Annotated in this window: 28 protein-coding genes; 9 read left to right on the top strand and 19 right to left on the bottom strand. The window is 60.0% G+C overall.

What is annotated here, in order from left to right; all coding sequences use genetic code 11:
* Window positions 1–111: 111 nt before the first annotated feature.
* From IM739_RS15630 to lgt, 5 genes are all read right to left on the bottom strand, one after another.
* Window positions 112–915, bottom strand: a complete 804-nt coding sequence (locus tag IM739_RS15630) for a hypothetical protein (RefSeq protein WP_237368618.1) — start codon at window positions 913–915, stop codon at window positions 112–114.
* A gap of 92 nt (window positions 916–1,007) precedes the next feature.
* A complete protein-coding gene (locus IM739_RS15625) occupies window positions 1,008–2,159 on the bottom strand; it encodes a M24 family metallopeptidase (protein ID WP_237368617.1) in 1,152 nt (383 codons plus the stop codon).
* A gap of 1 nt (window position 2,160) precedes the next feature.
* Window positions 2,161–2,955: a peptidoglycan editing factor PgeF gene (gene pgeF, locus IM739_RS15620; protein ID WP_237368616.1), complete on the bottom strand. Its 795-nt coding sequence runs from the start codon at window positions 2,953–2,955 to the stop codon at window positions 2,161–2,163.
* A gap of 135 nt (window positions 2,956–3,090) precedes the next feature.
* Window positions 3,091–4,191 carry a class I SAM-dependent methyltransferase gene (locus IM739_RS15615; protein ID WP_237368615.1) on the bottom strand — a complete coding sequence of 367 codons (1,101 nt, stop codon included), beginning with the start codon at window positions 4,189–4,191 and terminating at the stop codon, window positions 3,091–3,093.
* Window positions 4,192–4,204: 13 nt separating this feature from the next.
* Window positions 4,205–5,053: a prolipoprotein diacylglyceryl transferase gene (lgt, locus tag IM739_RS15610; RefSeq protein ID WP_237368614.1), complete on the bottom strand. Its 849-nt coding sequence runs from the start codon at window positions 5,051–5,053 to the stop codon at window positions 4,205–4,207.
* Window positions 5,054–5,244: 191 nt separating this feature from the next.
* Here lgt and IM739_RS15605 point away from each other — a divergent pair, with 191 nt between their 5' ends.
* From IM739_RS15605 to IM739_RS15590, 4 genes are all read left to right on the top strand, one after another.
* Window positions 5,245–5,517 (top strand): accessory factor UbiK family protein, encoded by a 273-nt coding sequence (locus IM739_RS15605; protein WP_237368613.1) that lies wholly within the window; start codon window positions 5,245–5,247, stop codon window positions 5,515–5,517.
* A gap of 431 nt (window positions 5,518–5,948) precedes the next feature.
* Entirely contained in the window at window positions 5,949–6,449 is a 501-nt protein-coding gene (locus IM739_RS15600) for a YbjN domain-containing protein (protein WP_113141848.1), read from the top strand.
* A 2-nt stretch (window positions 6,450–6,451) separates the two neighbouring features.
* Window positions 6,452–7,270 (top strand): pyrroline-5-carboxylate reductase, encoded by an 819-nt coding sequence (gene proC, locus IM739_RS15595; protein ID WP_237368612.1) that lies wholly within the window; start codon window positions 6,452–6,454, stop codon window positions 7,268–7,270.
* Window positions 7,267–7,620, top strand: a complete 354-nt coding sequence (locus IM739_RS15590; RefSeq protein ID WP_237368611.1) for a tRNA-binding protein — start codon at window positions 7,267–7,269, stop codon at window positions 7,618–7,620. The genes proC and IM739_RS15590 overlap by 4 nt, the downstream gene beginning before the upstream one ends.
* 26 nt (window positions 7,621–7,646) lie before the next feature.
* Here IM739_RS15590 and IM739_RS15585 read toward each other — a convergent pair whose 3' ends face one another.
* From IM739_RS15585 to IM739_RS15570, 4 genes are read right to left on the bottom strand one after another with little or no spacing between them, the layout of a single operon-like run.
* Window positions 7,647–8,255, bottom strand: a complete 609-nt coding sequence (locus IM739_RS15585; RefSeq protein ID WP_237368610.1) for a DUF1349 domain-containing protein — start codon at window positions 8,253–8,255, stop codon at window positions 7,647–7,649.
* Between the two features lie 18 nt (window positions 8,256–8,273).
* On the bottom strand, window positions 8,274–9,656 hold the full coding sequence (locus IM739_RS15580) for an ATP-binding protein (protein ID WP_237368609.1): 1,383 nt from the start codon (window positions 9,654–9,656) through the stop codon (window positions 8,274–8,276).
* Window positions 9,657–9,704: 48 nt separating this feature from the next.
* Window positions 9,705–10,406 carry a response regulator gene (locus tag IM739_RS15575; RefSeq protein ID WP_007608416.1) on the bottom strand — a complete coding sequence of 234 codons (702 nt, stop codon included), beginning with the start codon at window positions 10,404–10,406 and terminating at the stop codon, window positions 9,705–9,707.
* A gap of 1 nt (window position 10,407) precedes the next feature.
* Complete coding sequence (locus IM739_RS15570) at window positions 10,408–10,923, bottom strand: MarR family winged helix-turn-helix transcriptional regulator (protein WP_237368608.1); 516 nt, start codon at window positions 10,921–10,923, stop codon at window positions 10,408–10,410.
* A 370-nt stretch (window positions 10,924–11,293) separates the two neighbouring features.
* Here IM739_RS15570 and IM739_RS15565 point away from each other — a divergent pair, with 370 nt between their 5' ends.
* Both IM739_RS15565 and IM739_RS15560 read left to right on the top strand, forming a co-directional pair.
* Window positions 11,294–11,455 (top strand): hypothetical protein, encoded by a 162-nt coding sequence (locus tag IM739_RS15565; RefSeq protein ID WP_237368607.1) that lies wholly within the window; start codon window positions 11,294–11,296, stop codon window positions 11,453–11,455.
* Between the two features lie 63 nt (window positions 11,456–11,518).
* Window positions 11,519–12,163: an MBL fold metallo-hydrolase gene (locus tag IM739_RS15560; protein WP_237368606.1), complete on the top strand. Its 645-nt coding sequence runs from the start codon at window positions 11,519–11,521 to the stop codon at window positions 12,161–12,163.
* Window positions 12,164–12,273: 110 nt separating this feature from the next.
* On the opposite strand, the gene IM739_RS15555 is transcribed toward IM739_RS15560, so the two are convergent.
* The 4 genes from IM739_RS15555 to IM739_RS15540 all read right to left on the bottom strand — a co-directional run bounded on the left by IM739_RS15555 (window position 12,274) and on the right by IM739_RS15540 (window position 15,194).
* On the bottom strand, window positions 12,274–12,699 hold the full coding sequence (locus IM739_RS15555) for a BA14K family protein (RefSeq protein ID WP_237368605.1): 426 nt from the start codon (window positions 12,697–12,699) through the stop codon (window positions 12,274–12,276).
* Between the two features lie 145 nt (window positions 12,700–12,844).
* On the bottom strand, window positions 12,845–13,060 hold the full coding sequence (locus IM739_RS15550; protein WP_237368604.1) for a cold-shock protein: 216 nt from the start codon (window positions 13,058–13,060) through the stop codon (window positions 12,845–12,847).
* A 457-nt stretch (window positions 13,061–13,517) separates the two neighbouring features.
* Window positions 13,518–14,675 carry a PQQ-dependent sugar dehydrogenase gene (locus IM739_RS15545; protein ID WP_237368603.1) on the bottom strand — a complete coding sequence of 386 codons (1,158 nt, stop codon included), beginning with the start codon at window positions 14,673–14,675 and terminating at the stop codon, window positions 13,518–13,520.
* A gap of 174 nt (window positions 14,676–14,849) precedes the next feature.
* The gene (locus tag IM739_RS15540) at window positions 14,850–15,194 is read right to left on the bottom strand and encodes a hypothetical protein (RefSeq protein ID WP_237368602.1); all 345 of its coding nucleotides are present in this window, start codon (window positions 15,192–15,194) and stop codon (window positions 14,850–14,852) included.
* A gap of 390 nt (window positions 15,195–15,584) precedes the next feature.
* Here IM739_RS15540 and IM739_RS15535 point away from each other — a divergent pair, with 390 nt between their 5' ends.
* A complete protein-coding gene (locus IM739_RS15535; protein WP_237368601.1) occupies window positions 15,585–16,787 on the top strand; it encodes a pyridoxal phosphate-dependent aminotransferase in 1,203 nt (400 codons plus the stop codon).
* 74 nt (window positions 16,788–16,861) lie between these two features.
* Here IM739_RS15535 and IM739_RS15530 read toward each other — a convergent pair whose 3' ends face one another.
* Window positions 16,862–18,067, bottom strand: coding sequence for an OpgC family protein (locus tag IM739_RS15530; RefSeq protein WP_237368600.1), 1,206 nt, complete (start codon window positions 18,065–18,067; stop codon window positions 16,862–16,864).
* Window positions 18,068–18,243: 176 nt separating this feature from the next.
* Entirely contained in the window at window positions 18,244–19,389 is a 1,146-nt protein-coding gene (locus IM739_RS15525) for a calcium:proton antiporter (RefSeq protein WP_237368599.1), read from the bottom strand.
* A gap of 135 nt (window positions 19,390–19,524) precedes the next feature.
* Here IM739_RS15525 and IM739_RS15520 point away from each other — a divergent pair, with 135 nt between their 5' ends.
* Window positions 19,525–19,794 carry a DUF2188 domain-containing protein gene (locus IM739_RS15520; protein ID WP_237368598.1) on the top strand — a complete coding sequence of 90 codons (270 nt, stop codon included), beginning with the start codon at window positions 19,525–19,527 and terminating at the stop codon, window positions 19,792–19,794.
* A gap of 267 nt (window positions 19,795–20,061) precedes the next feature.
* Here the strand turns inward: IM739_RS15520 and IM739_RS15515 are convergent, their stop codons facing one another.
* From IM739_RS15515 to trxB, 4 genes are all read right to left on the bottom strand, one after another.
* On the bottom strand, window positions 20,062–21,162 hold the full coding sequence (locus IM739_RS15515; RefSeq protein ID WP_237368597.1) for an alkene reductase: 1,101 nt from the start codon (window positions 21,160–21,162) through the stop codon (window positions 20,062–20,064).
* A gap of 64 nt (window positions 21,163–21,226) precedes the next feature.
* Window positions 21,227–21,502, bottom strand: a complete 276-nt coding sequence (locus IM739_RS15510; RefSeq protein ID WP_237368596.1) for an ArsR/SmtB family transcription factor — start codon at window positions 21,500–21,502, stop codon at window positions 21,227–21,229.
* 397 nt (window positions 21,503–21,899) lie between these two features.
* Entirely contained in the window at window positions 21,900–22,796 is an 897-nt protein-coding gene (locus IM739_RS15505; RefSeq protein ID WP_159948555.1) for a LysR family transcriptional regulator VtlR, read from the bottom strand.
* A gap of 18 nt (window positions 22,797–22,814) precedes the next feature.
* Window positions 22,815–23,792 (bottom strand): thioredoxin-disulfide reductase, encoded by a 978-nt coding sequence (gene trxB, locus IM739_RS15500; RefSeq protein WP_237368595.1) that lies wholly within the window; start codon window positions 23,790–23,792, stop codon window positions 22,815–22,817.
* Between the two features lie 227 nt (window positions 23,793–24,019).
* Here trxB and IM739_RS15495 point away from each other — a divergent pair, with 227 nt between their 5' ends.
* The gene (locus IM739_RS15495) at window positions 24,020–24,487 is read left to right on the top strand and encodes an Lrp/AsnC family transcriptional regulator (protein WP_237368594.1); all 468 of its coding nucleotides are present in this window, start codon (window positions 24,020–24,022) and stop codon (window positions 24,485–24,487) included.
* Window positions 24,488–24,490: the final 3 nt, after the last annotated feature.

Here is a 24,490-nt window from a genome sequence, read left to right as displayed (position 1 = left end):
CCCCCTGAATGCAAGAGGCTTGGCGGCGTTCACCCGCTTTTTCGTCAATTCGGGGTGAGTTAACTCTGGATAGGGTGAATAAGGCAACTTTGACGCGTTGAAATCCAAGCTCTAACCGGTTTGCGCGTTTTTCCACGCCACATATTGCGCTACGCTCTTGGTGGCGATCTGTTGCATAACGGAGGCCGGAACGGAGGCCCATGGATCCTTTGCCCCGGACGGCAGGCTTTCCTGGCCCTGAATTCGGTGAAGCCGGCCGCCGCTGGCGTCCAGAATATCCCAGACGTAGACGATCGTCACATTGCTGCCGTCGGCAAAGGCAGAAAAATAGCCTTTCAGGATATGTTCGCTGGCTGGATCATTGGCACTCTTGATAGTCAGGCCATGCGCGCGTGCTTCCGCTCCCAGTTGGCGCGACAGGGGCGTCACGGCCTGAACCGGGGCGCCGATGATGGGGAGGAACCGGATCGTACCGCGCGCGGCCGAGGCACCGGCCGGTGCGAGAGCGGCCTGTTGCGTCTGTTGGGTAGCCTGCGCCGGCTGCGTCTGCTGCCGGGTCGCCTGTGCTTGCGGTTGCTGGGGGAAAGCCTGGTCCGTCCCGCCGCTATCGTATCCGGCGCCGTCGAGCGGGGCGGATGCGGTCGGATTATTACCCTGACTGAGCGCTGCCGCCTGAGCCTCCAGCGTGTTCTGCGGAGCGTTGTGATATTGATAGCCGGGCTGGCCGAGAGGGGCGCTCTGCACGCCCTGGGTGGCGACAGCTCCAAGCGGTGCGGCGGATGTTTGACCCATGTCGCCGACGCCTTGGCTGCCATCGCCGACATCGACGGGGGGCGTCAGGACTTCGGTACTGTTGCAGGCGCCAAGCTGCAGGAGCAGGACGATTATCGATGCCAGCCGTGCGGAACGTCTCATCTATCGCTGATCCTTCCCTGTCACTCCCGTGAGTATGTTTGTAGCAGCAATTTCCTGTCTATTTTCTGAACAGATGGTGATCGCTTCTCGCCTCAGCGGATGATCAATTCGAGCGGATGGCGGGAGAGGGCACGTGGCGCATCCTCGGTGGTCAAATAGGTATGGCCGAGCGACATCGCCGTTTCGCGCTCGCTATCCATGATGATCATATGCACGAACAGGGTCATGTCCGGCAGTATCGGCTGCGTGTTGCCGGCGTGGAACATCTGATGCTCCATCCAGGACGGTGAAAAGCGGGCGCCCAGCGAATAGCCGCAGGCATTCAAGCGATGCCGGGTCAGGCTGCGGTCGTCCAGAATGCGGGCATGGGTGTCGAAGACATCGCCGAAGGTGTTGCCGGGACGAAGCACGCCTTCGATCGCCTTGATGGTTTCATGGCAGGCGGCATACAGTTCGCGGTGTCGCGTGCTGGGTTCGCCGACGATCACGGTGCGCATCATGGCGGCGTGGTAGTGCGCTGCGGCGCCCGCCCATTCGAGCGTCAACTGGTCGGTGTCGGATAGTTTGCGGCGCCCGGACTTGTAGCGGCACAGAAGCGCATCCGCACCCGAGCCGATGATGAATTCATTGGCGGGATAATCGCCGCCGCCGCTGAGCACGGCGCCTTGCATCGCTGCCAAGATGTCTGCCTCATCCGCGCCGGCGCCGATCAGCGGCAGGGCGGCATCGAGTGCATCATCGGCCAATTCTGCGGCACGGACCGCAAATTCAATCTCGGCCGGGCTCTTGGTCAAGCGCAATTCGCTGACAAGGTAGGAGATGTCGACGATTTCGCAGAAACTGGTCATCTGGTTGTCAAGCAGTCGGGCAACGCGCCCGGTCATGCCATGGGTGTCGTATTCGATGCCGATGCGCGTGCCGAGCAGATCCATGTCGCTAAGCAGTCCGCGCAGATCCGCGGTCGGGTCGGCGTTGACGCGATCGACCCAGATGACAATGTTCTGGATTGTCGACGTATGCTTTGCCTGGCGCAGGTCCGCAGACCGCGTGAGCAGGGTCATGCTGCCATCGGCCTTGACGATAAGGGACTGGAAGAAGCAGTAGCCGAAGGTGTCGTAGCCGGTCAGCCAATACATGCTTTCCTGGGCAAAGAGCAAAACCGCATCGAGCTTCTGTTCAGCCATGCGGGCGGTCAGGCGGGACAGGCGGGTCGCATATTCGCTCTCGGTGAAGTGCAGTGCCATGTCAGTCCTCCAGTATCGCGATTGCTGAAATCTGTCGCCCATAGTCCGGTTCTCCGGCGTGGGTCGTGCGGCGGTAGGAATAGAACGCATCCGGGTCGGCATAGGTGCACAGGCCCAGCGTGTCGACCTCGATACCGGCCTTGGCCAGCCGCATCAAAGTCAGACCTGGCAGGTCAAACATGGCGTGCCCTGGCTTTGTCGAGGGCGCGAAGAATGCTGTGAAGGCCGGATCTTCGTTCGCGAAACGGTCGACGAATTCCGGTCCGACCTCGTAATTGGCGACACTGATCGACGGGCCGAGCGTGGCGCGGATGGACTGGCGGCGGGCGCCAAGCGCAATCATCGCCTCGATGGTGTTTTCGAGCACGCCGGTCAGAGTGCCTTTCCAGCCTGCATGGGCCGCGCCAATGACGCGGTTTTCGGGATCGGCAAACAGGATCGGACCGCAATCGGCGGTCAGGACGCCAAGGACGATCCCGGGCGTCGCGGTCACCTGGGCGTCGGCTTTCGGGCGGCTGCCATCATAGTCCGCGCCAACAGTCACGACGTCCGGCGAATGGATTTGGTGGGCCGTCGCCAGCCGATCGAGCGGCTGGCCGAACCAGGCACTCACGCGGCGACGGTTCTCCTCGACATTCTGCGGTTCGTCATGAGAGCCGAGGCCGACATTCAATCCGCGATAGATGCCATCCGACACGCCGCCTGAACGGGTGAAGAAACCGTGGCGTATACCGGAGGCCGCTGCCTGTTGAAGCCGTGCGCCGATGATCGGCTGCGGCGACGAGGTTTCGCTCATGTTTTTGTCTCCAGCATCGACTGCGCCCAACCGCACCTGATTCGCCACTGCGTGAAAACAGCTGAATTCATTGGTCTTTCAGGACATTCGCAGGCGGTATTTTCGGCGCGATGGTGTCAATGCAGGCGGATCAAGTCAATGCTTGACCTTGAACGGGGCGACATGGACGACGGGACTGGACACTGCCATGACCTTGAATAGTTCACCCATGTAGCCGTTGCCTGAACCCGCCAGGCGCTGGACGGCTTCGACGATATTGCGCTGGGTCTTTTCGTCCTTGCCGCGTCCAAGGGCGGCGGCGCGCTCCTCTATTCCAAGTGCGACGAGAAAGTCGCCCTGGTGCATGCAGCCGTTCAGGTGGACCCCCGCGGACAGGGAGGTCCGGGCGAGGTTTTCGAAATCGACATGGCTGGTCAGGTCGGCGAGGCCCGGATGGGCGAGCGGCGGATCGTATTCATGCGCGCGCACGGCCTGCAATGTGTCGCCGAAATTGGTGACCATGTGACCATAGTCGATGACCAGTGCCGTTCCATGATACTGCCGCAGGCGTTCGCAGATGGTCAGCATCACGGATTGGCGTGCCGGGGCCACTTCGTAGACCGCGCCGTCCTGGGGGGGCGCCATCTGTTGCGGCAGCAATGCCGCGTCAAGTGTCGCCACGCCGGTGGTGAAGCAGAGGTCGTCATGCTCGTCGAGGCCAACCATGCGCTCGCGAAAGCCGGTTGGTGTCTTGACGAACTGCCGGATCGGGATCGCGTCAAACAGTTCGTTGGCGGCAAGCAACGTGAACCCGGCGGGAACGCCGTCGAAGCTTTCGTGCCAGGACGCCTTGTCGCCGTGGGAGGAGAGTGTCTCCATCTGGGTCAGCTTCAGCAAGGCACTCGTTTCAACCAGATGCACGGTTGCCGTATCATAGAGGCCGGGTGCGACGCGGGCGATGACGCGCAGCATGTCGGCCATCATCGTGCCGCGACCAGGACCGATTTCAACCAGCCGAACATCCTGCGGCTCGCCGTGGTGTTGCCAGGTGCTGATCATGAAGATGCCGAGCATCTCGCCGAACAGCTGGCTGATTTCCGGTGCCGTCACGAAGTCCCCGGCGCGCCCGAAAGGATGACGGGTCCGATAGTAGCCGTGCTCGGGATCGGCCAGGCAGAGGGCGAAATAGTCGGTGATGCTGATCGGGCCATTGGCCAGGATCAGGGCCTTGATCTTTTCGGCGAGCGGTGTGGGCATTCGCATGACCTCCTCAGCCTCGATCCGTCCGACCGGCGCGACCAGACCACACGATCACCCAGATGCCGATGGCAGCCATCGGCAGCGACAGGACCATGCCCATGGTCAGCCAACCGCCGAACAGGTAGCCAATCTGCGCGTCGGGCTCACGGAAGAACTCGACGAAGATCCGGGCGGCTGCATAGAGAACGACAAAGACGCCGGTAATGCGGCCAGGATTTCTCAGCGACTTGAAGAGGCGTGCCAGTATCTGCAACAGCGCGAACAGGAGAAGCCCTTCAAGGGCCGCTTCATACAGCTGGCTCGGGTGACGCGGAAAAGGTCCACCTGTCGGAAAAGCCATGGCCCATGCGACGTCGGCCGGTCGGCCCCAGAGTTCGCCATTGATGAAATTGGCAATGCGACCGAAAAACAGGCCGAGCGGAGCGACGCTGGCGACCAGGTCGAACAGGCTCCAGAGCGGGATTGCATGCTTGCGGGCAAAGAGGATCATCGCGAGCGTGGCACCCAGGAAGCCGCCGTGGAAGGACATTCCGCCGTTCCAGACCTCGATCGCGCGCATCGGATTGGCGGCGACGGAGGCGAAATCGTAGAACAGAATGTAGCCAAGCCGTCCGCCGGCGACGATGCCGATGGCGGCCCAGAGAATGAAGTCGTCAACCTGCTGGATCGTCACAGGCGGCTGTCCACTGGGCCAGAGCTGCGGCCGGCGCAGCAGGTCGCGGGCAACCAGCCAGCCGAGAAGGATGCCGACAACATAGGCCAGTCCATACCAGTGGACCGCCAGGGGGCCGACCGAGAATGCGATCGGATCGATCGCGGGGAAGGTCACGACGGCGAAAAGTTCCAGGACTGACAACAATGGCTTACTTTCGTTTTTGTCGGGCGAAAATGGCGTTGCTAAATGAGGCGGTCAAGATGGAATCGCGCGCGCCTGCGACACCGTCAACCACCTTTACCAGTTCGAAACTTCTTGCAAGCTCACGGCCGAATGCCTACCTCATCTTCAACGGGGTGATCCCGAACGGATCTTGATTGAAGAGGAGCCATGCCATGTCGACCGGGCCGAACCGTATCATGGACGAATTTGCCAAACTGATGACGGATGCTGCCGGCGCTGCCCAGGGTGTGCGCCGCGAAGTGGAAACGGCGTTTCATGCCCAGGCCGAGCGCTGGATGAACAGTATGGATCTGGTCAAGCGCGAGGAGTTCGACGTCGTGCGCGAGATGGCGCTGAAGGCACGCGAGGAAAACGATCTGCTGCAGAAGCGGATCGAGGCGCTGGAAGCGCAGCTTGCGGACAAGGCGAGCACGTCGGCAAACTAAGTTTGCCGCAAATCGGTTCAAAGACCTGAATTCCGGGAAGGCCCGTAACCTGTTGGTTGCGGGTCTTTTTGTCTTTTCAGGCCCTTGACCATGGTCGGTCCAGGGCCAATCCCCGGTTATTTTGCCGCTTGTGGACAGGTGGCAAAAAGCCAATGGCCAGAGTCGGTTATGCCACGTTGCGCAGGCGATTCCCGAAGGTCCATCCACAGGCCCGAGACGCAATTGTGGCATTGGGGGCTGGTTCTTGGTTCTGGCGATTATACACTGATTTTAAATGATGATTCGAAACGGGCCTGCGTAAGTTTCGGACAGGGTGCGTGTTTTATCCTGGGGTCCTTCGGAATCGTTCCAGTGTAGTTTCCGGTTCTGGTGTTTGAGTTGTTCGGCATGCCGCCGAAAGCCTACATTCATTCCGGTCAAGAAGGTGATGCATGAGCCTCATGGAAATGGAAGTCGAACGCCAGTCCAACCCGGTCGATATGATCGAGTTTGTTGCGGCGACCAATGATTGGTCGTTCGAGCGTTCCGGCGAAGACGAGATCGCAATGACGGTCGAAGGGCGCTGGACCGATTACCATGTGTCGTTCTCCTGGATGGAAGAGTTTGAGGCGCTGCATCTGGCATCGGCCTTCGATCTGAAAATCCCGGAAAATCGCCTCAATGAGGTGATCAAGCTTCTCTCCTACATCAACGGCCAGGTGCTGATGGGTCACTTCGACCTGTGGCGTAACGAGGACGTGGTCATTTTCCGCCAGTCGCTGCTGCTTGCCGGTGGTGCTGAGCCGACCAACCGACAGGTCGAAGTGCTCCTCTCGTCGGCCGTGGATGCCTGCGAAGCCTATTACCAGGCCTTCCAGTTCGTCGTCTGGTCCGGCGTCGATGCCAAGACGGCCATGGACGCGGTGCTGTTCGAGACCGTCGGAGAGGCCTGAGCATGAGCCAGTCAGCATTCGGGCAGATCGTGCTTGTCGGCGCCGGCAACATGGGCGGCGCCATGCTGTCCGGCTGGCTGAAAAACGGCGTTCCAGGGTCGTCCGTGACGGTCCTTGATCCATCGCCGTCCGAGACGATGATGACGATGATCCGCGATGCAGGCGCCAGCCATTCGGTGAACCCACAGGAAGGTCTTGTTGCCGATATCCTGTTTCTCGCCGTGAAGCCTCAGGTGATGGATGCGGTCCTGCCGAAGCTGACTTCGCTGATGGGCGACAACACGGCCGTCGTTTCCGTTGCTGCGGGCAAGACGATTGCCTTCATGGAATCTCATCTGGGTGCGGCTGCTATGGTTCGCGCCATGCCGAATACGCCGGCGATGATCGGTCGCGGCGTGACCGGCGCCTACGCCAATGCAGCCGTCAGCGAAGCGCAGCGAGATATCGTGCATCGCCTGCTGAAGGTTTCCGGCCCGGTCGAATGGGTCGACGGCGAGGATGCAATTAATGCCGTGACCGCACTTTCGGGCAGTGGACCGGCCTATGTGTTTTATCTCGTCGAGTGCATGGCAGAGGCAGGCCGCAAAGCCGGACTGCCGGCGGACCTTGCCATGCGGCTCGCGCGGGAAACGGTCGCGGGGGCTGGTGAACTGCTTCATCAGTCTCCCGACCCCGCTTCCAAACTGCGTCATAACGTCACTTCACCGGGTGGCACGACAGCCGCCGCCTTGTCGGTGCTGATGGCTGACGAGGGCATGCAGCCGTTGTTCGACCAGGCGATCGAAGCTGCGCGCAAGCGGGCCGAGGAACTGGCCCAGTGAGCGAAAAAAGCGTGAGCGAGATCACCTTTGCCGATTTCGAGAAAGTCGACATCCGGGTCGGCACGATCGTCGAAGTCGAATCCTTTCCCGAAGCACGCAAGCCGGCCTTCAAGCTGAAGATCGATTTTGGACCGGAGATCGGGATCAAGAAATCCTCGGCGCAGATCACTGTGCACTACACGCCGGAAACCTTGCTCGGGCGTCAGGTTCTGGGGGTTGTCAATTTTCCGCCGCGCCAGATCGGACCCTTCCGGTCCGAGGTGTTGACGCTCGGCTTCGAGGACGATGCAGGTGCGATCGTCCTTGCGGCCGTCGAGCAGGCTGTTGCCAATGGCCGCAAACTGATGTGAACAAAGGCCCGCAAGGGCCTTTGCATTCAGTGAATGTCCCGACTGACGGGATCGGTGAGTGAGAAACCGTGAAAGCGGACCTTGAAGCCGCTGCGTTTGGGCGAGCAAGCGGTGACGCCGACCGAGAGCTGCTCAATGTCCGGCGGAAAATAGGCAAGCCTTGCCATCTGCCAAAGGCTGTCTTCTTTCAACTGATACTGGACAAAAAGCGCGTCTCCGAGACGGCTGGCCCGGACGCCGATGGTTTTCGTCGGCGCGGGCAGCGCGAATGCCGACCAGTCGGAGCGTCCACGGGTCGTCACGACGGTGCTGAAATGGCATAGGCCGTCGGTGAATTCGATGCCGCATTTCATCCAGTTGTCCGCATCGTGGCGGATCATCAGGCCGGCCTGATCGTAGAGTTCTTCATAGGCGCCGGTGAAATAGGTCTCAGCCGTGAAGTCACCGTGCCTGGATTGATGCAGGACGTGGCCGTCGTCATGCCGGAAGCCGTAATAGGTCGTCTGCCAGAAGTCACCCTCAGGACCGGTCTCGATCAGCAGATCGTTGCCTTCGACATGTGCAGAGGGCGGAGGATTGAGCCATGACATTGTGTTCCATGGTGGGCTCAATGGTGCGTTCCGGGACGAGGTCATGCCAGCTTCCTTCTCGGCTCAGACGGGAATGCGGATCACGGCTCGAAGGCCGCCGAGGGGGCTGTCCTCGAGCGTGACATTGCCGCCATGGCTGCGGGCGATATCGCGGGCGATCGCCAGCCCGAGACCTGTGCCGGAGGCATCGAGGTTGCGCGCTTCGTCGAGCCGGAAGAACGGCTTGAACACGTCGTCGCGCGCGGCCTGCGGAATGCCCGGACCATCGTCGTCGAAGATCACCACGAGCCACTTGGCGGTATGGCGGGCCTCGATGTCGAGATTGCTCGCGTAGCGCCTTGCGTTGGAGGCCAGGTTGGAGACCAGGCGCGTGAAGGCATTGGGCCTGACGGCAATCTCTTCGTCGCCTTCGATCGTGTATGTCAGTGTCTTCTTGTGGAGGGCAAAATCCGTGGCGAGTTTCTCGAACAGGTCGCCGAGCCTGATCTGGCCGACATCTTCCTCCGCCTCGCCCTTGGCAAAATCGAGATAGCCCTCCAGCATGGTCTGCATGTCATCGACATCCTGGTTGAGGTTGTCCAGCTCCGGATCGTCGCCCGCGAGCGCCAGTTGAAGCTTGAAGCGGGTCAGGATGGTGCGCAGGTCATGGCTGACGCCTGACAGCATGGCGGTACGCTGCTCCATCTGCCGCTCGATGCGTTCGCGCATCAGGATGAACGCGAGACCGGCGCGGCGGACCTCATCGGCACCGCGGGGGCTGAAGTCTTCCGGGGGTCTCTGGCCCTTGCCGAAACTCTCGGCGGCATTGGCAAGCGCCAGGATCGGCCGGATCTGGCCCCTGAGGAACAGGATGGAGATGATGATCAGCACCAGCGACGTGCCGACCATCCAGACAAGAAAGATATGGGTATTGGAGGCGTAGGCCTCGTTGCGCCGGGCAAAGATCTGCAGGATGCCCTGATCAAGGACGATCCGGATTTCGACGAGGCCGGAATCGCCAACGGTGTCGATCCAGAAAGGCCTGCGGATCTGGCGCTCGATCTGGTCGGACAGGATCTGGTCGAGGATTGAGAAGAAGGGGCGGGGGCGGGCAGGCGGCAGTTCCGAGCCCGGCTCCATCGCGATGGTGAGGTTCAGCCGGTCCTTCGCGATCTGGACCATCTGTCCATAGTCCTGCGGGCTCGGATAGGCCTCGATCAGGGCGATCACCGCGGATATGTCACGGGTAACGGCGGACGAGAGACGTTCGGTGACCAATTGCCAATGGCGCTCCATGAAGACGAAGGCAACAACCGTCTGGAGGATCAGCATCGGCAGAATGATGATCAGCAGCGATCGGGCATAAAGACCCGTCGGCAGTCGGTGGCGCAGCCAACGGGCCAGATAACGCAAGCCCGTTGCCGGACTGCGATCCTGATCCCGGCGGATCTGCTCGAAAAGCGTCATTGTCTTGGCTTCCTTGCCGGCTCGTGCCTCTTGCTGTCGGCCGTCCAACTAATCCATGCTCAGGCGATAGCCGATGCCGCGGACGGTTTGCAGCCACAAAGGATTGGCCGGATCATCCTCGATCTTGCGGCGCAGGCGATTGATCTGGACATCGATGGTGCGCTCGCCGACTTCCGCGTCATTGCCGACCAGTTCATGCCGCGCAATCGTCTCGCCCGCCCGTGTTGCGAAGAGGAACATGATCTCCTGCTCGCGGTCGGTCAGGCGAATGGTTTCGGCACCCTTGCGCAATTCCTTGCGCAAGACGGAGAAGGTATAGGGGCCGAACATGACCTGCTCGATCTTCGGCGCGTCCGGATTGAGGTTGCGCTTGAGAATATTGTTGATGCGCAGCACCAGTTCGCGCGGATCGAAGGGCTTGGCCAGGTAGTCGTCAGCACCGGCTTCGAGGCCGGCGATACGCGAATCCGCTTCCGAGCGGGCGGTCAGCAGGATCACCGGGCACTTTTTCGCGTCCGACAGGCTCTGCGTCAGCGACAGGCCGGATTCGCCCGGCATCATCACGTCGAGCACGAGAAGATCGAAATTGAGGCCTTCCAGCTTGCGGCGCGCCTCCGCGGCATCTGCTGCCACGGTCACGCGGAATCCTTTTTCTGTCAGGAAGCGGTGGAGCAGGTCGCGGATGCGGGTGTCGTCGTCAACGACGAGCAGATGCGGCGCATCGTCTGAAAGCAGGATCTTCTTGGCCACGTCAGTCGGCTCCGTCGATATCCGGGTTCACTGCAACTGTCTGTTTCTGCATGCCGTCCAGGAAACGGCGCACCGCCTCGCGCTCGGCGATGGACAGGCCCTGCATGGCATTGGCAATGCGTTGCGATTGCGGCTCCGACAGGGCAAGCGCCAGTTCACGGCCCGCAAGCGTCGGATAGAGGCGCCTTTGGCGGCGATCTGCCGGACCGGCCATCTGGCGGATATAGCCGCTGTCGATCAGCTCCTTGAGCACGCGGGCAAGGCTCTGCTTGGTGATCTGCAGGATTGCCAGCAGATCGGCCACCGTCATGCCCGGACGCCGGCTGACGAAATAGACGACCCGGTGATGGGCCCGGCCGTAGCCGAATTTCGACAGGATCGCATCGGGATCGGAGACGAAATCGCGGTAGGCGAAGAACAGCCTCTCTATCGTTTCGAAATCGATTGCCTTGTCATCGACCACGGGCAATTCGGGAAGATCCTTCTTGGCAGCCTTTGTCGCAGACTGTCGTACCACGCTGTCATTCCTTTCCTCCCGGCCGTTTCCGGCAGATGCGCGGGGCTCTGCCCAGTCAGGGGCCGGCTTGCTGTCCGGGATCGCTGCGGCAGAATTGTCCGCTTCTGCTCTCCCACTCGTTCCTGGCCACTCTTTCTGGGCCGATCGCTCTATGCGCATTCACGGCACCGGAACCGACACTGTATTCGATTGGCGGCAAACTAAGCGGAACTGCGGCAAAACTCCAATGATTTTACACGGATCGCACAGCTTGCGAAATAGTCTGAAACCTCTTGCCGATTCAGCCGTTATGCCCCTCGAGAAAGGTCGGACAGGTCCAGGTAAGGACGTTCGGCTAGGGATGTCAGGAATGAGGAAGGGACGGGCTCTCATGCTCCACAATGAAGTCGAGGAAAGCTCATCGGCGCGGTCTTTGAAGCCCGTGGTAATTGTCGTTGTCGCAGCCAAGCTGATGGTGGCCAGCTTGCTGGTCGCGCAGGCAACGATGCTGCCTGGCTCGCCGGTTTCCAGTGCCTATGGGCTTAACCGCTGATTTCCGTCGCCGAACAGTCGTGATATGCGCTTCCTGTTCACAGCGTCAAAGGAAGCAGTCCCGATGGGCCACGTTCAGGCAGGCATTATCCCGGTTACCCCATTCCAGCAGAATTGCACCATTCTGTTCGACGACGAAACCCGCGAAGGCGTCATTGTCGATCCCGGCGGCGATGTCGATGTGATCATCCAGACAATCCAGGAGAACAAGATCAGCCTGACGGCGATCTGGCTCACGCATGGCCATCTTGATCATGCCGGTGGCGCGGCCGAGCTCAAAGAGCGGCTCGGCCTGAAGATCATCGGTCCGCACAAGGACGACCTGCCTTTGCTCGAGCGGATCGAGACGCAGGCAAAGGCCTATAATATCCCCGGACTGCGCAATGTGCTGCCCGATCAGTGGCTGGAGGATGGCGACCGGGTTTCCTTCGGCGATCACGAGTTCGAGGTCTATCACTGCCCGGGTCATGCGCCCGGGCACGTGATCTATTTTGATCGCAACCAGAACTTTGCCCATCTTGGCGACGTGCTGTTCAGTGGTTCGATCGGCCGCACCGATCTCCCGGGAGGGGATCATCAGACCCTGCTGAATTCGATCCGGGACAAGGTCTTTCCGCTGGGCGATGATGTCGGTTTCATCTGCGGCCATGGTCCGGGCGGGCGCATTGGCGACGAACGCAGGAATAATCCCTTCCTGCGCGGGCTCTGATCCGACGGGTCTGATTGACGGCTCTGATAGACGGCTCTGATTCAAGGGCAGATCGAAAAAAAAGCGCCGCGGAAGCGGCGCTTTGCAGTTCAGGCAGTCGGTTGTTTCGCTTAGCCTGCGGTGCAGAAGTGTGACATGCCGTCATAGCCGACATAGGTACCGGTGCGCGAATTGAAGCTGCGGTAGCGGTTGGCGCAGTAGTCGTACCATTCCGGCGTCCATGGCTCGACGCCATAGCTGACACGACGCTCCTGATAAACGCTACGGCGCGGCGGGGGCGGCGGCGGATAATCATCGACGTAGTATTCCGGGTCGTCGTACACCGGTGCCGGCTCGACATAGACGCGGCGCTGCGGCTGGCTGGCGATGGCCGAGCCGACGATCACGCCGGTGGCAAGGCCGAGAACGCCGAGGGCAACAGCATCATTGTCCCTGTGGTGACGGTAGCGATCCCGTGCTTCAGCCTGGCTCGAAGCCATGATCGGGGTCAACGTGACGACCGTCGCGAGAAGGGCGTATTTTGCGATTTTCATCATAAGGTCAGTTCCTCATGCCAAAGCGGCTTTGCTCTTGGTTAACGAGCGATGAGGAGACAGTAGCCTGGTGCGGCTGAACGCAAGCTGAACGAAAAAACCCGGCAAACCTGCCGGGCCGCGAATGCGAAGCAAGGACCGGATGAAATCAGCCGGAGACTTGCAGGTTTACGGCCTTCGGGCCTTTGCCACGGCGATCCGGTTCCGTGTCGAAGCTTACCTTCTGGTTTTCGGACAGGCCCGAAAGTCCAGATGCCTGCACTGCGGAGATATGAACGAAGATGTCCGCGCCACCATTGTCCGGCTTGATGAAGCCAAAGCCCTTGTCGGTATTGAAGAATTTTACAGTGCCAGTTTCGGCCATGCGTCAGGTCCTTTTCTCTCTGCCCATATTCGGCGGGGCAGCATTGCAATGTTTTCCCGTAAACGGGTGAGCGACAGGCATTTGTCGATATGTGAGGAAAGGGGCCCTGTTACCGCATGCAATCCGAAACGTTGAACCCAACGCCTCAAGATCGTCTGCCCGGAGTTGTTATAGCGTCCCCGGCGCGCATCTGTTTATTAGGTCTTCCCATGCTCGCAAATTTGCCCGAACTCGAAAAGAGTGCTTCGTTTATCAGGAATTGGCAAGCAAAAGTTTTCAGAACGTTAACGGCGATACCCCTTGGTTATCAAGGGTTATGCCGGTTTCGCGAGGACGTTTTTGGCGGCAATTGGCGTTTCGGCGAAAATTTGCATCGCGTGCGATGGAGATTTGCGGAAATCGAGGTCGGAACACGGTGTTTTTCAGTTGAAATTTTCTGTGTTCGTCTTTTTCGCCTTTAGGATGCATCGGCGCGCGATAGACGGATCAATTGTCCGTCTTCTTCGTCCGTGACCAGCAGAATGGAGCCGTCTGACGCTACTTTGACATCGCGGATACGGCCATAGTCCCCGGCCAGAAGTCTTTCTTCCGTGCCGATGGAACCGTCGTCTGCGCGATCGATGCGGGCGAGCAGCTGATATTTAAGGGCGGCGACCAGGAAGTCGCCATCCCATTCGGGGAACATCGCGCCGCGATAGACGGCAATCGCGCCGGGGGCAATCGACGGATCCCAGTAGTGTAGGGGCTGCTCATAGCCATCTGCCGCCTGGCCGACGCCGATTTCAGCGCCCGAATAGTGCTTGCCATAGGAAATCATCGGCCAGCCGTAGTTGCTGCCGGCATTCGGGCTGTTGATCTCATCGCCGCCGCGTGCGCCATGTTCAACCGTGTAGAGCCGATTGTCGTCCGGGTCGATGGTGATGCCTTGCGGGTTGCGGTGGCCGATCGACCAAATTTCCGCTGCCCCCTTGCCGTTGGCGACAAACGGGTTGCCGTCGCCGGGCGTGCCGTCGGGTTTGATGTGAAGAATGGAGCCTGCGTGATCGTTCGGATCCTGGGCGCGATCCATCTCGCCTCGGTCGCCGATGCCGAAAAACAGGCTGCCGTCAGCGGCAATCGCAATGCGCGAACCGAAGTGCTGGCCGGCGCCGGTCAGTTTGTTCATCACGAAGATGCGTTGGACGTTTTCGAGGCCGCTTTCATCCTCCGAAAGCTGTGCGGAGAAGACTGCTGTTCCGTGTCCGCCTTCACCGGCTACCGAGGCGGTGAAATAGAGGGTACGGCTCTGAGCGAAGTCGGGCGCTAGGGCGATATCGAGCAATCCGCCCTGGCCGGCGACGCGGATTTCCGGAAGCCCGGTGAGTGGTTCGCCGGTCTGGTTGTTGCGGATGATGCGCATGCGGCCCGGCTTTTCCGTAACGATGTATGCTCCATCGGGCAGGACTTCGATCGCCCATGGGTTTTCAAGGTTGCCAGCGACGGGTTGGACGTTGATCGCGACGTCCCCGGCCTGAATTTTCTCCTGCGCCAGAACGGGTTGTGCTACGGGAAGCGTGGCCGCTGCGATGAGTGCGGCGAGGGAAAGGTTCACTTTCAGGCGATAGGTCGCGGTCATGGTTCCTCCAAACGGCCTTGTCATTCAGGTGCAATGCCTGGTTTTCATGCAATCGGGTCTCTGAAGCTATTTGGTGGACTGTCGGAGGCAGACAAGGGCTTGGGCCGGTGCGAGGTGCAAATGCATCGCGCGTTGACCTCTTTGTGAACGCACAGCCTGTCGATGATGGCCGTATCAGTGTCGGTCGGGGCCAATCCTGGACTGGATCAGATCCTTGAAGCTGCGGCGCCATAGCCCGTAGCCGCCTATGGCCATGACCGCGAAACAGAGAAACAGCAGGCCGATCAGGACACGCCGTTCCTCGCCGATAAGGGCACTGTCGGCGCCGCCGATGCTTCCGGTCTTGTCGCCGTCGATCTTGGCCGCCGGGCTGACCAATGGGAGGATCGGCCGCGCACCTGGGGTCGGGTTGGTGGTAGCATCACTCTGCTGTGTCGCGATGAGGCCTGGACTTGATTGCGCCGCCACCGCTGGCGGCGCGACCGGGGATTCAGCACTTGCCCCGAAGGTCAAAGCCATGGCGAGGCCTGTGACGACCAATATTGCGATGCCCCCTGTCTTGATGGCGGGCCGTCGAGATCGTCGATGCGAGGTTGCGCAGTCAAGCTCACGGGGCTTTTTTGTGCGGGTGTTCATGGCGGGTCTTCCACGCTGTTGCCGGGCATGCCCAGACAACCGGCATATCGCGACCGCAGCGGGACGGAATTATGGCGGTGCCGGGTTCATGTCACGGCTTTCACATGGTGGGGCAGGCGGCATGCAGGGCCGATTGGCTCGGTGACGCGATAATCGCCCTGCGCGCGCGCTTTCCGCTTGAAAGGTAGGACCATTTTCGCCATAGAGCTTGAACCTGAAGCCTTGGCTCCGTCGAGGGTTCCAATTGATCAATCAGCTTCAGGATCTCACACAATGGCATTTCTCGCCGACGCCCTTTCCCGTGTTAAGCCGTCCGCCACCATCGCCGTCTCGCAGAAAGCGCGCGAGTTGAAAGCGAAAGGCCGGGACGTGATCGGCCTTGGCGCCGGCGAGCCGGATTTCGATACGCCGGACAATATCAAGAAGGCTGCCATCGACGCGATCCAGCGCGGTGAGACGAAGTACACGCCGGTTTCGGGGATCCCGGAACTGCGCAAGGCGATCTCGGCCAAGTTCAAGCGCGAAAACGGTCTCGACTATACGCCTGAGCAGACCATCGTCGGCACCGGCGGCAAGCAGATCCTGTTCAACGCCTTCATGGCGACGGTCAACCCGGGCGACGAAGTCGTCATCCCGACGCCGTACTGGGTTTCCTATCCGGAAATGGTTTCGCTCTGCGGCGGCACGCCGGTCTTCGTTGCGACGACGCAGGAAAACAATTTCAAGCTGACCGCCGCCGATCTGGAAAAGGCGATCACGCCGAAGACCAAGTGGTTCCTGTTCAACTCGCCGTCCAATCCGTCCGGCGCGGCCTACAGCCATGACGAGCTGAAGGCGCTGACCGATGTACTGGTCAAGCATCCGCATGTCTGGGTTCTGACCGACGACATGTACGAGCACCTGACCTTTGGCGACTTCAAGTTCGTCACGCCGGTCGAGGTCGAGCCGTCGCTCTATGACCGCACGCTGACGATGAACGGCGTGTCGAAGTCCTATGCCATGACCGGCTGGCGCATCGGCTATGCAGCCGGTCCGCTCGCGCTGATCAAGGCGATGGACATGATCCAGGGCCAGCAGACTTCGGGCGCATGCTCGATTGCCCAGTGGGCCGCCGTCGAGGCGCTGAACGGTCCGCAGGACTTCATTCCGGCGAACAAGAAGATCTTCGAAGCGCGCCGCGACCTGGTGGTCTCGATGCTCAACCAGGCGACCGGCATCGTATGCCCGAAGCCGGAAGGCGCCTTCTATGTCTATCCGTCCTGCGCCGGCCTGATCGGCAAGACGGCGCCATCGGGCAAGGTCATCGAGACGGACGAAGACTTCGTCACCGAGCTTCTGGAAACTGAAGGCGTGGCCGTGGTGCATGGATCGGCCTTCGGTCTCGGTCCGAATTTCCGCATTTCGTACGCGACTTCGGAAGATCTGCTTGAAGAAGCCTGCAACCGCATCCAGCGCTTCTGCGCTTCCTGCAAGTAAGCAGCGGATCTGATGACAAACAAAAAGGCGGGGCTGCGAGGTCCCGCCTTTTTTTATTGAGTCATATGTTGCGTTTAAGCTGTGTTCTTCACCCAGGGGCCGAGGAAGGCGCTATCGCCGAACAGGCGCTCGCGGTCGCGCCACAGGGCGGGCAGGGTAAGGAGTGCCAGCGCGATGGCGGTGATCATCGTCTTGGTGAGCTGCGATAGTTCCGGCGTACGGCCGTCGATATAATAGACAAGATAGACGATCAGGACGTGCCAGACATAGATCTGCAGCGAGTGGCGGCCGAGCAACTGCAGGACATTGAGCGAGAAAAGGCTGGTCAGCCCATTGCCGATCTTTCGGATCGTTGCGTTTTCACTGCGTGGCCCGGCGATCAGCAGCCAGGCGAGACCATAGGCGACGGCGGCGAAGTTGATGAGATAGACCGGGCCGAAATCGGCGCGAACCTCCATCAGTCCGAATTTTTCAAGCACCACGCCCGGCATCAGGCCATGGGCGGTCATGATGCGCAGCGGCAGGAAGAAGAGGCAGACGGCCAGCGCCGTCCAGGCCAGCGTGGTGCTGCGCGGGTTGAAGACTTTCTGCCACTCGATCTGCTTCATCGAGGTCAGGCTGCCAGCAATGATGCCGGCGAAGAAGACGATCTGCCAGCCGAGCAGGTTGAAGCTGACACGCAGTCCTTCCTTGTCAGGTGCGCCGGCCAGCCATTCGTTGAGCGGGTAGGTGAGTGCACGCTGCAGACCGAGCTGTGCTGCCATCCAGATCAACAGTGAGCCGATGGCGACGCCGAGCCATTGGCCGCGTAGGCACAGCCAAATGACGATCGGGGCAAAGACCATGTAGACGATGTATTGCGGAAGGATATCCATGAAGGTCGGCTGGAAGAGGAAGCTTACGACCGGAGCCAGGCTGCTCGGATCGAACAACCGGGTCGGTCCCAACCAGTTCTGCCAGATGGCGCCGGCGCCCGGCAGGATCAACTGCAGAGCCAGTACCACGAGCATGATGCCCATTGCGTAGCGATAAAGCTCGAGCGCACGCGACCAGATTCGGTCACGTCCAACGGCATAGCCGTCCTTCATCATCTTGCGGGCATAGACCATGCCGGTGAGCAGACCGGACAGGAAAACGAAGCCCTGCGCATCCTCGACAAAGGCAAGGTTGCGGTGGTTGATTTCGACGAGCCAAAGGCCGCCTGTGAACACCAGATGGTTGACCAGCATAAAGACGAGGAAATAGCCCCGCATGCCGTCGATCACGTCCAATCTTTTCACGTTCGACTCCCGAGTTGGCCCCCCGGTAACCTGTGGGAGCGATGTGCATCCGCATCGTGTTGACAATGCGGCGGGTGGCCCAAAGCGGGCTGACCATCGCTGGAGGAACGGCAGTTTTCCACAAAGGTTCCCAACCGATCTCGGTTTTCGAGTGCGGTGCAAAAGACGGGGCGGGGTCAAAGACCGATGAAGGAGAGCATGATGAATGTCGTGAAAAGGATGAAATGCGTCATGCCTTCAATGGCATTGGTCTCGCCGTCGTTGAGGTTGATCGCCGCCGCAATCAGGGTAATCGCGACCATGGTGGTCTGGACAGGCGTCATCGCCATCACGAAGGGTTGACCGGTATAGAGGGCGATCCCCTCCATCACCGGGACCGTGAGGATGACCGTCGAAAGCGAGGCACCCATGGCGATGTTGACGGTCGCCTGCATGCGGTTCCTGAGGGCGGCGCGAAGAGCGGTGAGGATTTCAGGCGCAGCGGAAATCGCTGCCACGAGAATGGCGGTGAGCGCGACAGGCGCGCCAGTGCCCTCCAGTCCGGCGTCTGCCAATACAGCCATGACTTCGGCCAGTCCGCCGATCAGCACGACGCCGAAAAGGATGACGGCAATGGAGACGGCGGTTGACTGAGCATGGGGGTGGGATGGAGCGTGCGATGGTCTATGGGACGGTCTGGGGGACGGGTTGTCGTCTGCCCCCGCCCCGCTCTCTTCGGCAGAAGGTTCCCGGGTCGGATAGCTATAGGAGAAGAAGTAGCTGTGGGTGCCGACCTGCATGCGCAGGAAGAGCGCATAAAGCGCGATCATCGCGAAGATCGTATAAAGCGAATAGTACTGCCATTTGTCGCGCGGGATGAACTCGGGCACGATCATCGAGATTCCCATCGCAGTCAGGATCATCACGCCATAGGTCTTGCCGGAATCGTCATTGTAGGGCTGTTCGCCGTGCTTGAGGCCGCCGATCAGGGCGGCAAGGCCGAGAATGCCGTTTATATCGAGCATGACGGCGGAATAGATGGTGTCGCGCACGAGGGTTGGTGAGGCCTCGTTGTTCATCATGATCGCCAGGATGATGACTTCCACAGCAACGGCCGAGAGGGTCAGGATCATCGTACCGTAGGGATCGCCGACCTTGTGGGCGAGGATTTCGGCGTGATGGGCCACGCGCATCGATGCGATGACGATGGCGCCGACCAGGAGCGCTGCACCTATCAGGGAGGCGGCCTGGCCGGCCTCCAGGATCGTGTGTTCGACAAGGTATGCGATGATTGCCATGCCGATTGGAATGAACAGGGATCGTTCCTGGCGGATCAGCGACATACTTGCATTCCTCATGGTTGTATTGCGGAACGGCGAAAGCAGTCAGAGGTTCCCGCTCAAGCGGCTGTGACCGCATGACATTTGCGAAGCATCGTCTTTGATGGAATAATCGTCAAACCGTGAGAGGAGAAGGCCATGGTGAAGATTGTCTACGAGATCGTGCCCCATGATGGGGGCTGGGCCTATCGGCTGGGTACCGTCTATTCCGAATCGTTTGCGACACATGATCAGGCGCTGGAGGCGGTCCGGATCGTGGTGGCCGAGCAGCAGGTCGGCGACGAACCTGTAACGATCAGTTTTCAGGACGAAAGCGGTCGCTGGCGCGAGGAATACAGCGACGGTGGTGATCGGCCGGAAATCGAAGTCGTTGATGCCTATGTCACCGAGGCGCCTTCACAGCTGTGACGCCAATGACGCCGGTCGTTTCGTGAATCCGATCAACCGGCTAGCGGGCCTTCTTCACGCTTGGGCCGTTTGTTGATGTTTTGAATCAAGAGACTGAGCATCTGCGCTAACCGATAGTGGAGCAGTACTCCATGGCCGAAGGTTTCGGCGTCGGCATCGTCAACCGCCTTGTCGGCGGTGGTGTGAACCGCCCACCGAATTTCGAAGTTTCGGAGAGCGGTTCATTCTTGTCAGGGGATTTGCCGCGTGACGGGGGTCACGCGAGCATCAGGCCAGCGCCGGGTAGGTCGTGTAGCCCTGTGCGCCGCCGCCGTACAGCGTGGAGGCATCCAGCTCGTTGAGCGGCGCTTCTTCCCTCAGTCGGCGAACCAGATCGGGGTTCGAGATGAAAGGCTTGCCGAAGGCGACTACGTCGGCATAGCCACTTTCAACCGCTTCGATGGCTGCGTCACGATCATAGCCGTTGTTGACCATCCAGACAGCCTTGCCACCCTTGGCGCGATAGGCCGCCTTGAGGGCTGCCCAGTCAAACGGCACAACGTCGCGCGGGCCGCCGGTCGCGCCTTCGATGACGTGGATGAAGGCCAGATCATGGGCCGCCAGCTTCTCGACCAGTGCCGTGTAGACAGCTGTCGGATCTGGATCTGAAACGTCATTGGCCGGTGTCGTGGGTGAAATGCGGATGCCGGTGCGCCCGCCACCGATTTCCTTGGCCACGGTTTCGACCACTTCCAGTGTGAGGCGGATGCGGTTTTCAATTGAACCACCATAGGCGTCCGTGCGGTGGTTGCTGCTGGAGCGCATGAACTGCTCAAGCAGGTAGCCGTTGGCTGCGTGGATTTCGACGCCGTCGAAACCGGCATCGATCGCGGCGCGAGCGGCCTTGCGATAATCTTCCAGCAGGCCATCGATCTCGTTCAGCTCCAGTGCGCGGGGCTCCGAGGTTTCGGCAAAGGCGCCGGTGCCGTCGGCGTTGAGGATGTAGGTCTTGGACTTCGCCTGGATGGCAGACGGGGCGACCGGCTTTCCGCCGTCCGGCTGGAGCGAGGTGTGGGAAATGCGGCCGACATGCCAGATCTGGGTGACAATCTTGCCGCCGGCCTCGTGCACGGCGCTGGTGACGCGTTTCCAACCTTCGATGGCTTCCGGCAGATAAAGTCCCGGGACATCGGCATAGCCCTGACCCTGGTGGCTGATGGCCGTGCCTTCGGTGATGATCAGGCCGGCGCCTGCGCGCTGGCGATAGTATTCAACATTGAGGTCGTTCGGAACTGCGCCTGGCGAACGATTGCGGGTCAGTGGCGCCATGGCGACGCGGTTCGTTACGGCGATATCGCCCACGGTGGTCGATTGAAAAAGCTTGGACATGAAACCTCTCGGGAGTTTTCCAATGATGGGGAGGAAAGTGCATTGGAATTTCCCATTTGGGGTCTCAAAGCTTGCTGTTCAAGTCCTGGATAAATTCGGAAATGCTTTGTTCGTTGCGCCGGTACAGGACGCGCTGTCCCACTCGTTTCGAGGCGATCAGGCCGGCTCGCTGGAGTGTTGCAAGGTGGGCCGAGACCGCTGATTGCGACAGGCCCGAACGTTCGAATTGTCCCGCGCTGATGCCTTCTGCCGCTTCCTCGCGTGCGACGCCGAAATATTCAAGCGGATCTTTCAGCCAGATCAGCATTTCCAGTCGCGCCGGATGGGCCAGCGCTTTCATGACGTCTTCCAAAGAGAATTCTCCTCAGTGTATGTTATGCAGAAGCGTATGTTATGCAGATCAAATAGGCGGTAATTGACTATCGTCAAGTTTGCAGATTGCCAAATGCGGGAGGCTGAATGCAAGCGGCAATGGCTTCGTGAAGATCAATTAAAATTTTGGCAAAAAAAGAGGGCCACTGGAAAAATCCAGGGCCCTTTAAAGTGTGAAGGTCAAAAACCTCCAGAGGGGAACAGCTGCTGCGGTGGAACTGGGAGGAAAAAGCCACCATGTGCATCAGCTGTGTGCGATATGGTGGTTTTTTGTGCAGTGAACAATGCTTTTTTATGCATGTCAGTCATGCATCAAGCGCAAGCCTTAACTTTTCAGCTTAAGAAAGACTGCATTGCTCGGCTGATCAGAAGTTCCAGTTGCGCGCCTTGGCGACAATGAAGTCACGGAAAGCCTTGAGTTTTGCGGCGTTCTTGATTTCGTCCGGGTAGCAGAAATAGGTGTCGAAGGACGGAATATCGGCAGGGATGGCCAACTGGACCAGGCCCGGATCGCGGCCGACAATATAGTCCGGCAGCATGGCGATGCCGATGCCGAGAAGGCAGGCGCGCTTGATCGAGGTCTGGCTGTTGATCTGAAGATGCGGCATGCGGGCGTTGTCCGACGAGCGACCGGCCGTCTCGAGCCAGTTGACATCGAGCAAGTAGTTGGGGGCGGGCTCGCCGAAGGAAATGATCTTATGGCTGTCCAGGTCCTCGATCGACTGCGGTTCGCCGTAGCGATTGATGTAGGACGGTGCTGCATAGACGTGCATGTGCACGGTAAACAGCTTGCGCTGGATCAGGTCGGACTGCTGCGGCTGGCGCAGACGAATGGCGCAGTCGGCGTGGCGCATGTTGACGTCCAGTTCCTCGTTGTCGAGGATCAGCTGGATCGACATTTCCGGGTAGAGCTGCAGGAATTCCTGGACCTTGTCGGTCAGCCATCCCTGACCGAGACCGACGGTGGTGGTGACGCGCAGCTTGCCGCTCGGCTTTTCCGTGGTCTCCGTCAGTTGCATCTTGACGGTCTGCAGCTTGAGCAGGACGTCGTGCGCCGTGCGATACAGCAGTTCGCCCTGTTCGGTCAGGATAAGGCCACGGGCGTGGCGATGGAAAAGCTTGACGCCGATATCCTGCTCCAGCGCCGAGACCTGACGGCTGATCGCGGACTGGGACAGATGAAGTTTGTCGGCTGCATGGGTGAATGACCCGGCTTCAGCAGCCGAGTGAAAAATGCGCAGCTTGTCCCAGTCCAGCGGCATGCCGCCCCCTCTCATCGCTTATTCCGCCGCTTGCTGGGCGAGAACAGGGACGGCGGACAGGAAGCGCTCGGCTTCCAGTGCCGCCATGCAGCCCATGCCGGCAGCGGTGATCGCCTGACGATAGATGTCGTCGGTAACATCGCCCGCAGCAAACACACCGGGGACATCGGTCGCGGTCGAATCCGGTGCCGTCCACAGATAGCCGTTCGACTTCAGCCTCAGCTTGTCCTTGAACAGTTCGACGGCAGGTGCGTGGCCGATCGCAACAAAGACGCCATCGATCGGCATTTCCGTGATTGCGTCGGTCAGCGTATCGCGCAGCTTGACGCCGGAGACCGATGGCGGCATCGGCGGCTTGGCGGGAGTGCCGGTGATTTCATCGACGGCGGTGTTCCACAGAACGCGGATATTGTCCTTGGCGAACAGGCGTTCCTGCAGGATTTTCTCCGAGCGGAACGAATCGCGGCGATGGACGACCGTGACCGTTTTGCAGATATGCGACAGATAAAGAGCTTCCTCGACGGCCGAATTTCCGCCGCCGACAACGATGACATCCTTGTTGCGGTAGAAGAAGCCGTCGCAGGTTGCACAGGCGGATACGCCGAAGCCCTGGAAATGCTGCTCGCTTTCGATGCCGAGCCACTTGGCCTTGGCGCCGGTGGCAATGATCAGCGTGTCTGCGGTCCAAACCTGGCCGCTGTCGGTCCTTGCGACGAAGGGCCGCTGGCTGGTATCGACTTCGGTCACCAGATCGCTGACGATCTCGGCGCCAACATGGGTCGCCTGCTTGAGCATTTGTTCCATCAGCCACGGGCCCTGGATCGGATCGGCAAAACCCGGGTAGTTCTCCACGTCCGTGGTGATCATCAGCTGACCGCCCTGTTCCATGCCGGCGATCAAGACCGGCTTCAGCATTGCACGGGCGGCATAGATCGCGGCGGTGTAACCGGCGGGGCCGGAGCCGATGATCAGCACCTTTGTGTGGCGGGCAGACATGATGGATCCTTTCAAAACGACCAATAGAGAGCGGTGTCCGAGACATGGTGCACGCTCCCGCTTGTCGCTTCATTTATGAACGGTCCCCATGTTTATTCAAGGGGAGCTTTGCATTAGCAACAGGGCTTTCAGGGGGAGTGTAATATTTGTGCGCATTCTGGACAGATTATTGCGTATTCTGACGTTTCCGCTAGATAACTGAGCCTGATTTGGGAAAGGCCCCGACCGTGCTGAAAGTGGAACTCGACGCCATCGATCTTCGAATCCTTCGGGAATTGCAGCGCGATGGCCGCATGACCAATGTCGAATTGTCTGAGCGGGTCGGCATCTCCGCGCCGCCTTGCTTGCGCCGGGTGCGCAAGCTGGAAGAAGCCGGGGTGATCGAGGGTTATCATGCGCTGGTGAGCGCAACCAAGCTTGGATACGATCTTGTGGCGTTCTGCATGGTCGGTCTGAAACACCAGTCCGAAGCCAATCTCAAGGCCTTCTCCGCCGCAACAGACGGCTGGCCGATCGTGCGCCAGGCCTGGATGGTCAATGGCGACAGTGACTTCCTGCTCCATTGCGTTGCTCCCAACCTGACGAAGTTTCAGGATTTCGTCATCGAGGTTCTGACCGCAAACGAACATGTGGATACGGTTCGCACGATGCTGACGATCCGGCAGGTGAAGAAGCTCGGTCTGGTGGAAATCTGACAG

It is taken from the genome of Rhizobium sp. SL42, assembly GCF_021729845.1.
GTDB lineage: Bacteria > Pseudomonadota > Alphaproteobacteria > Rhizobiales > Rhizobiaceae > Allorhizobium.
Note: the sequence above shows the minus strand (reverse complement) of the source record. Positions and strands in the feature narration are given on the sequence as shown.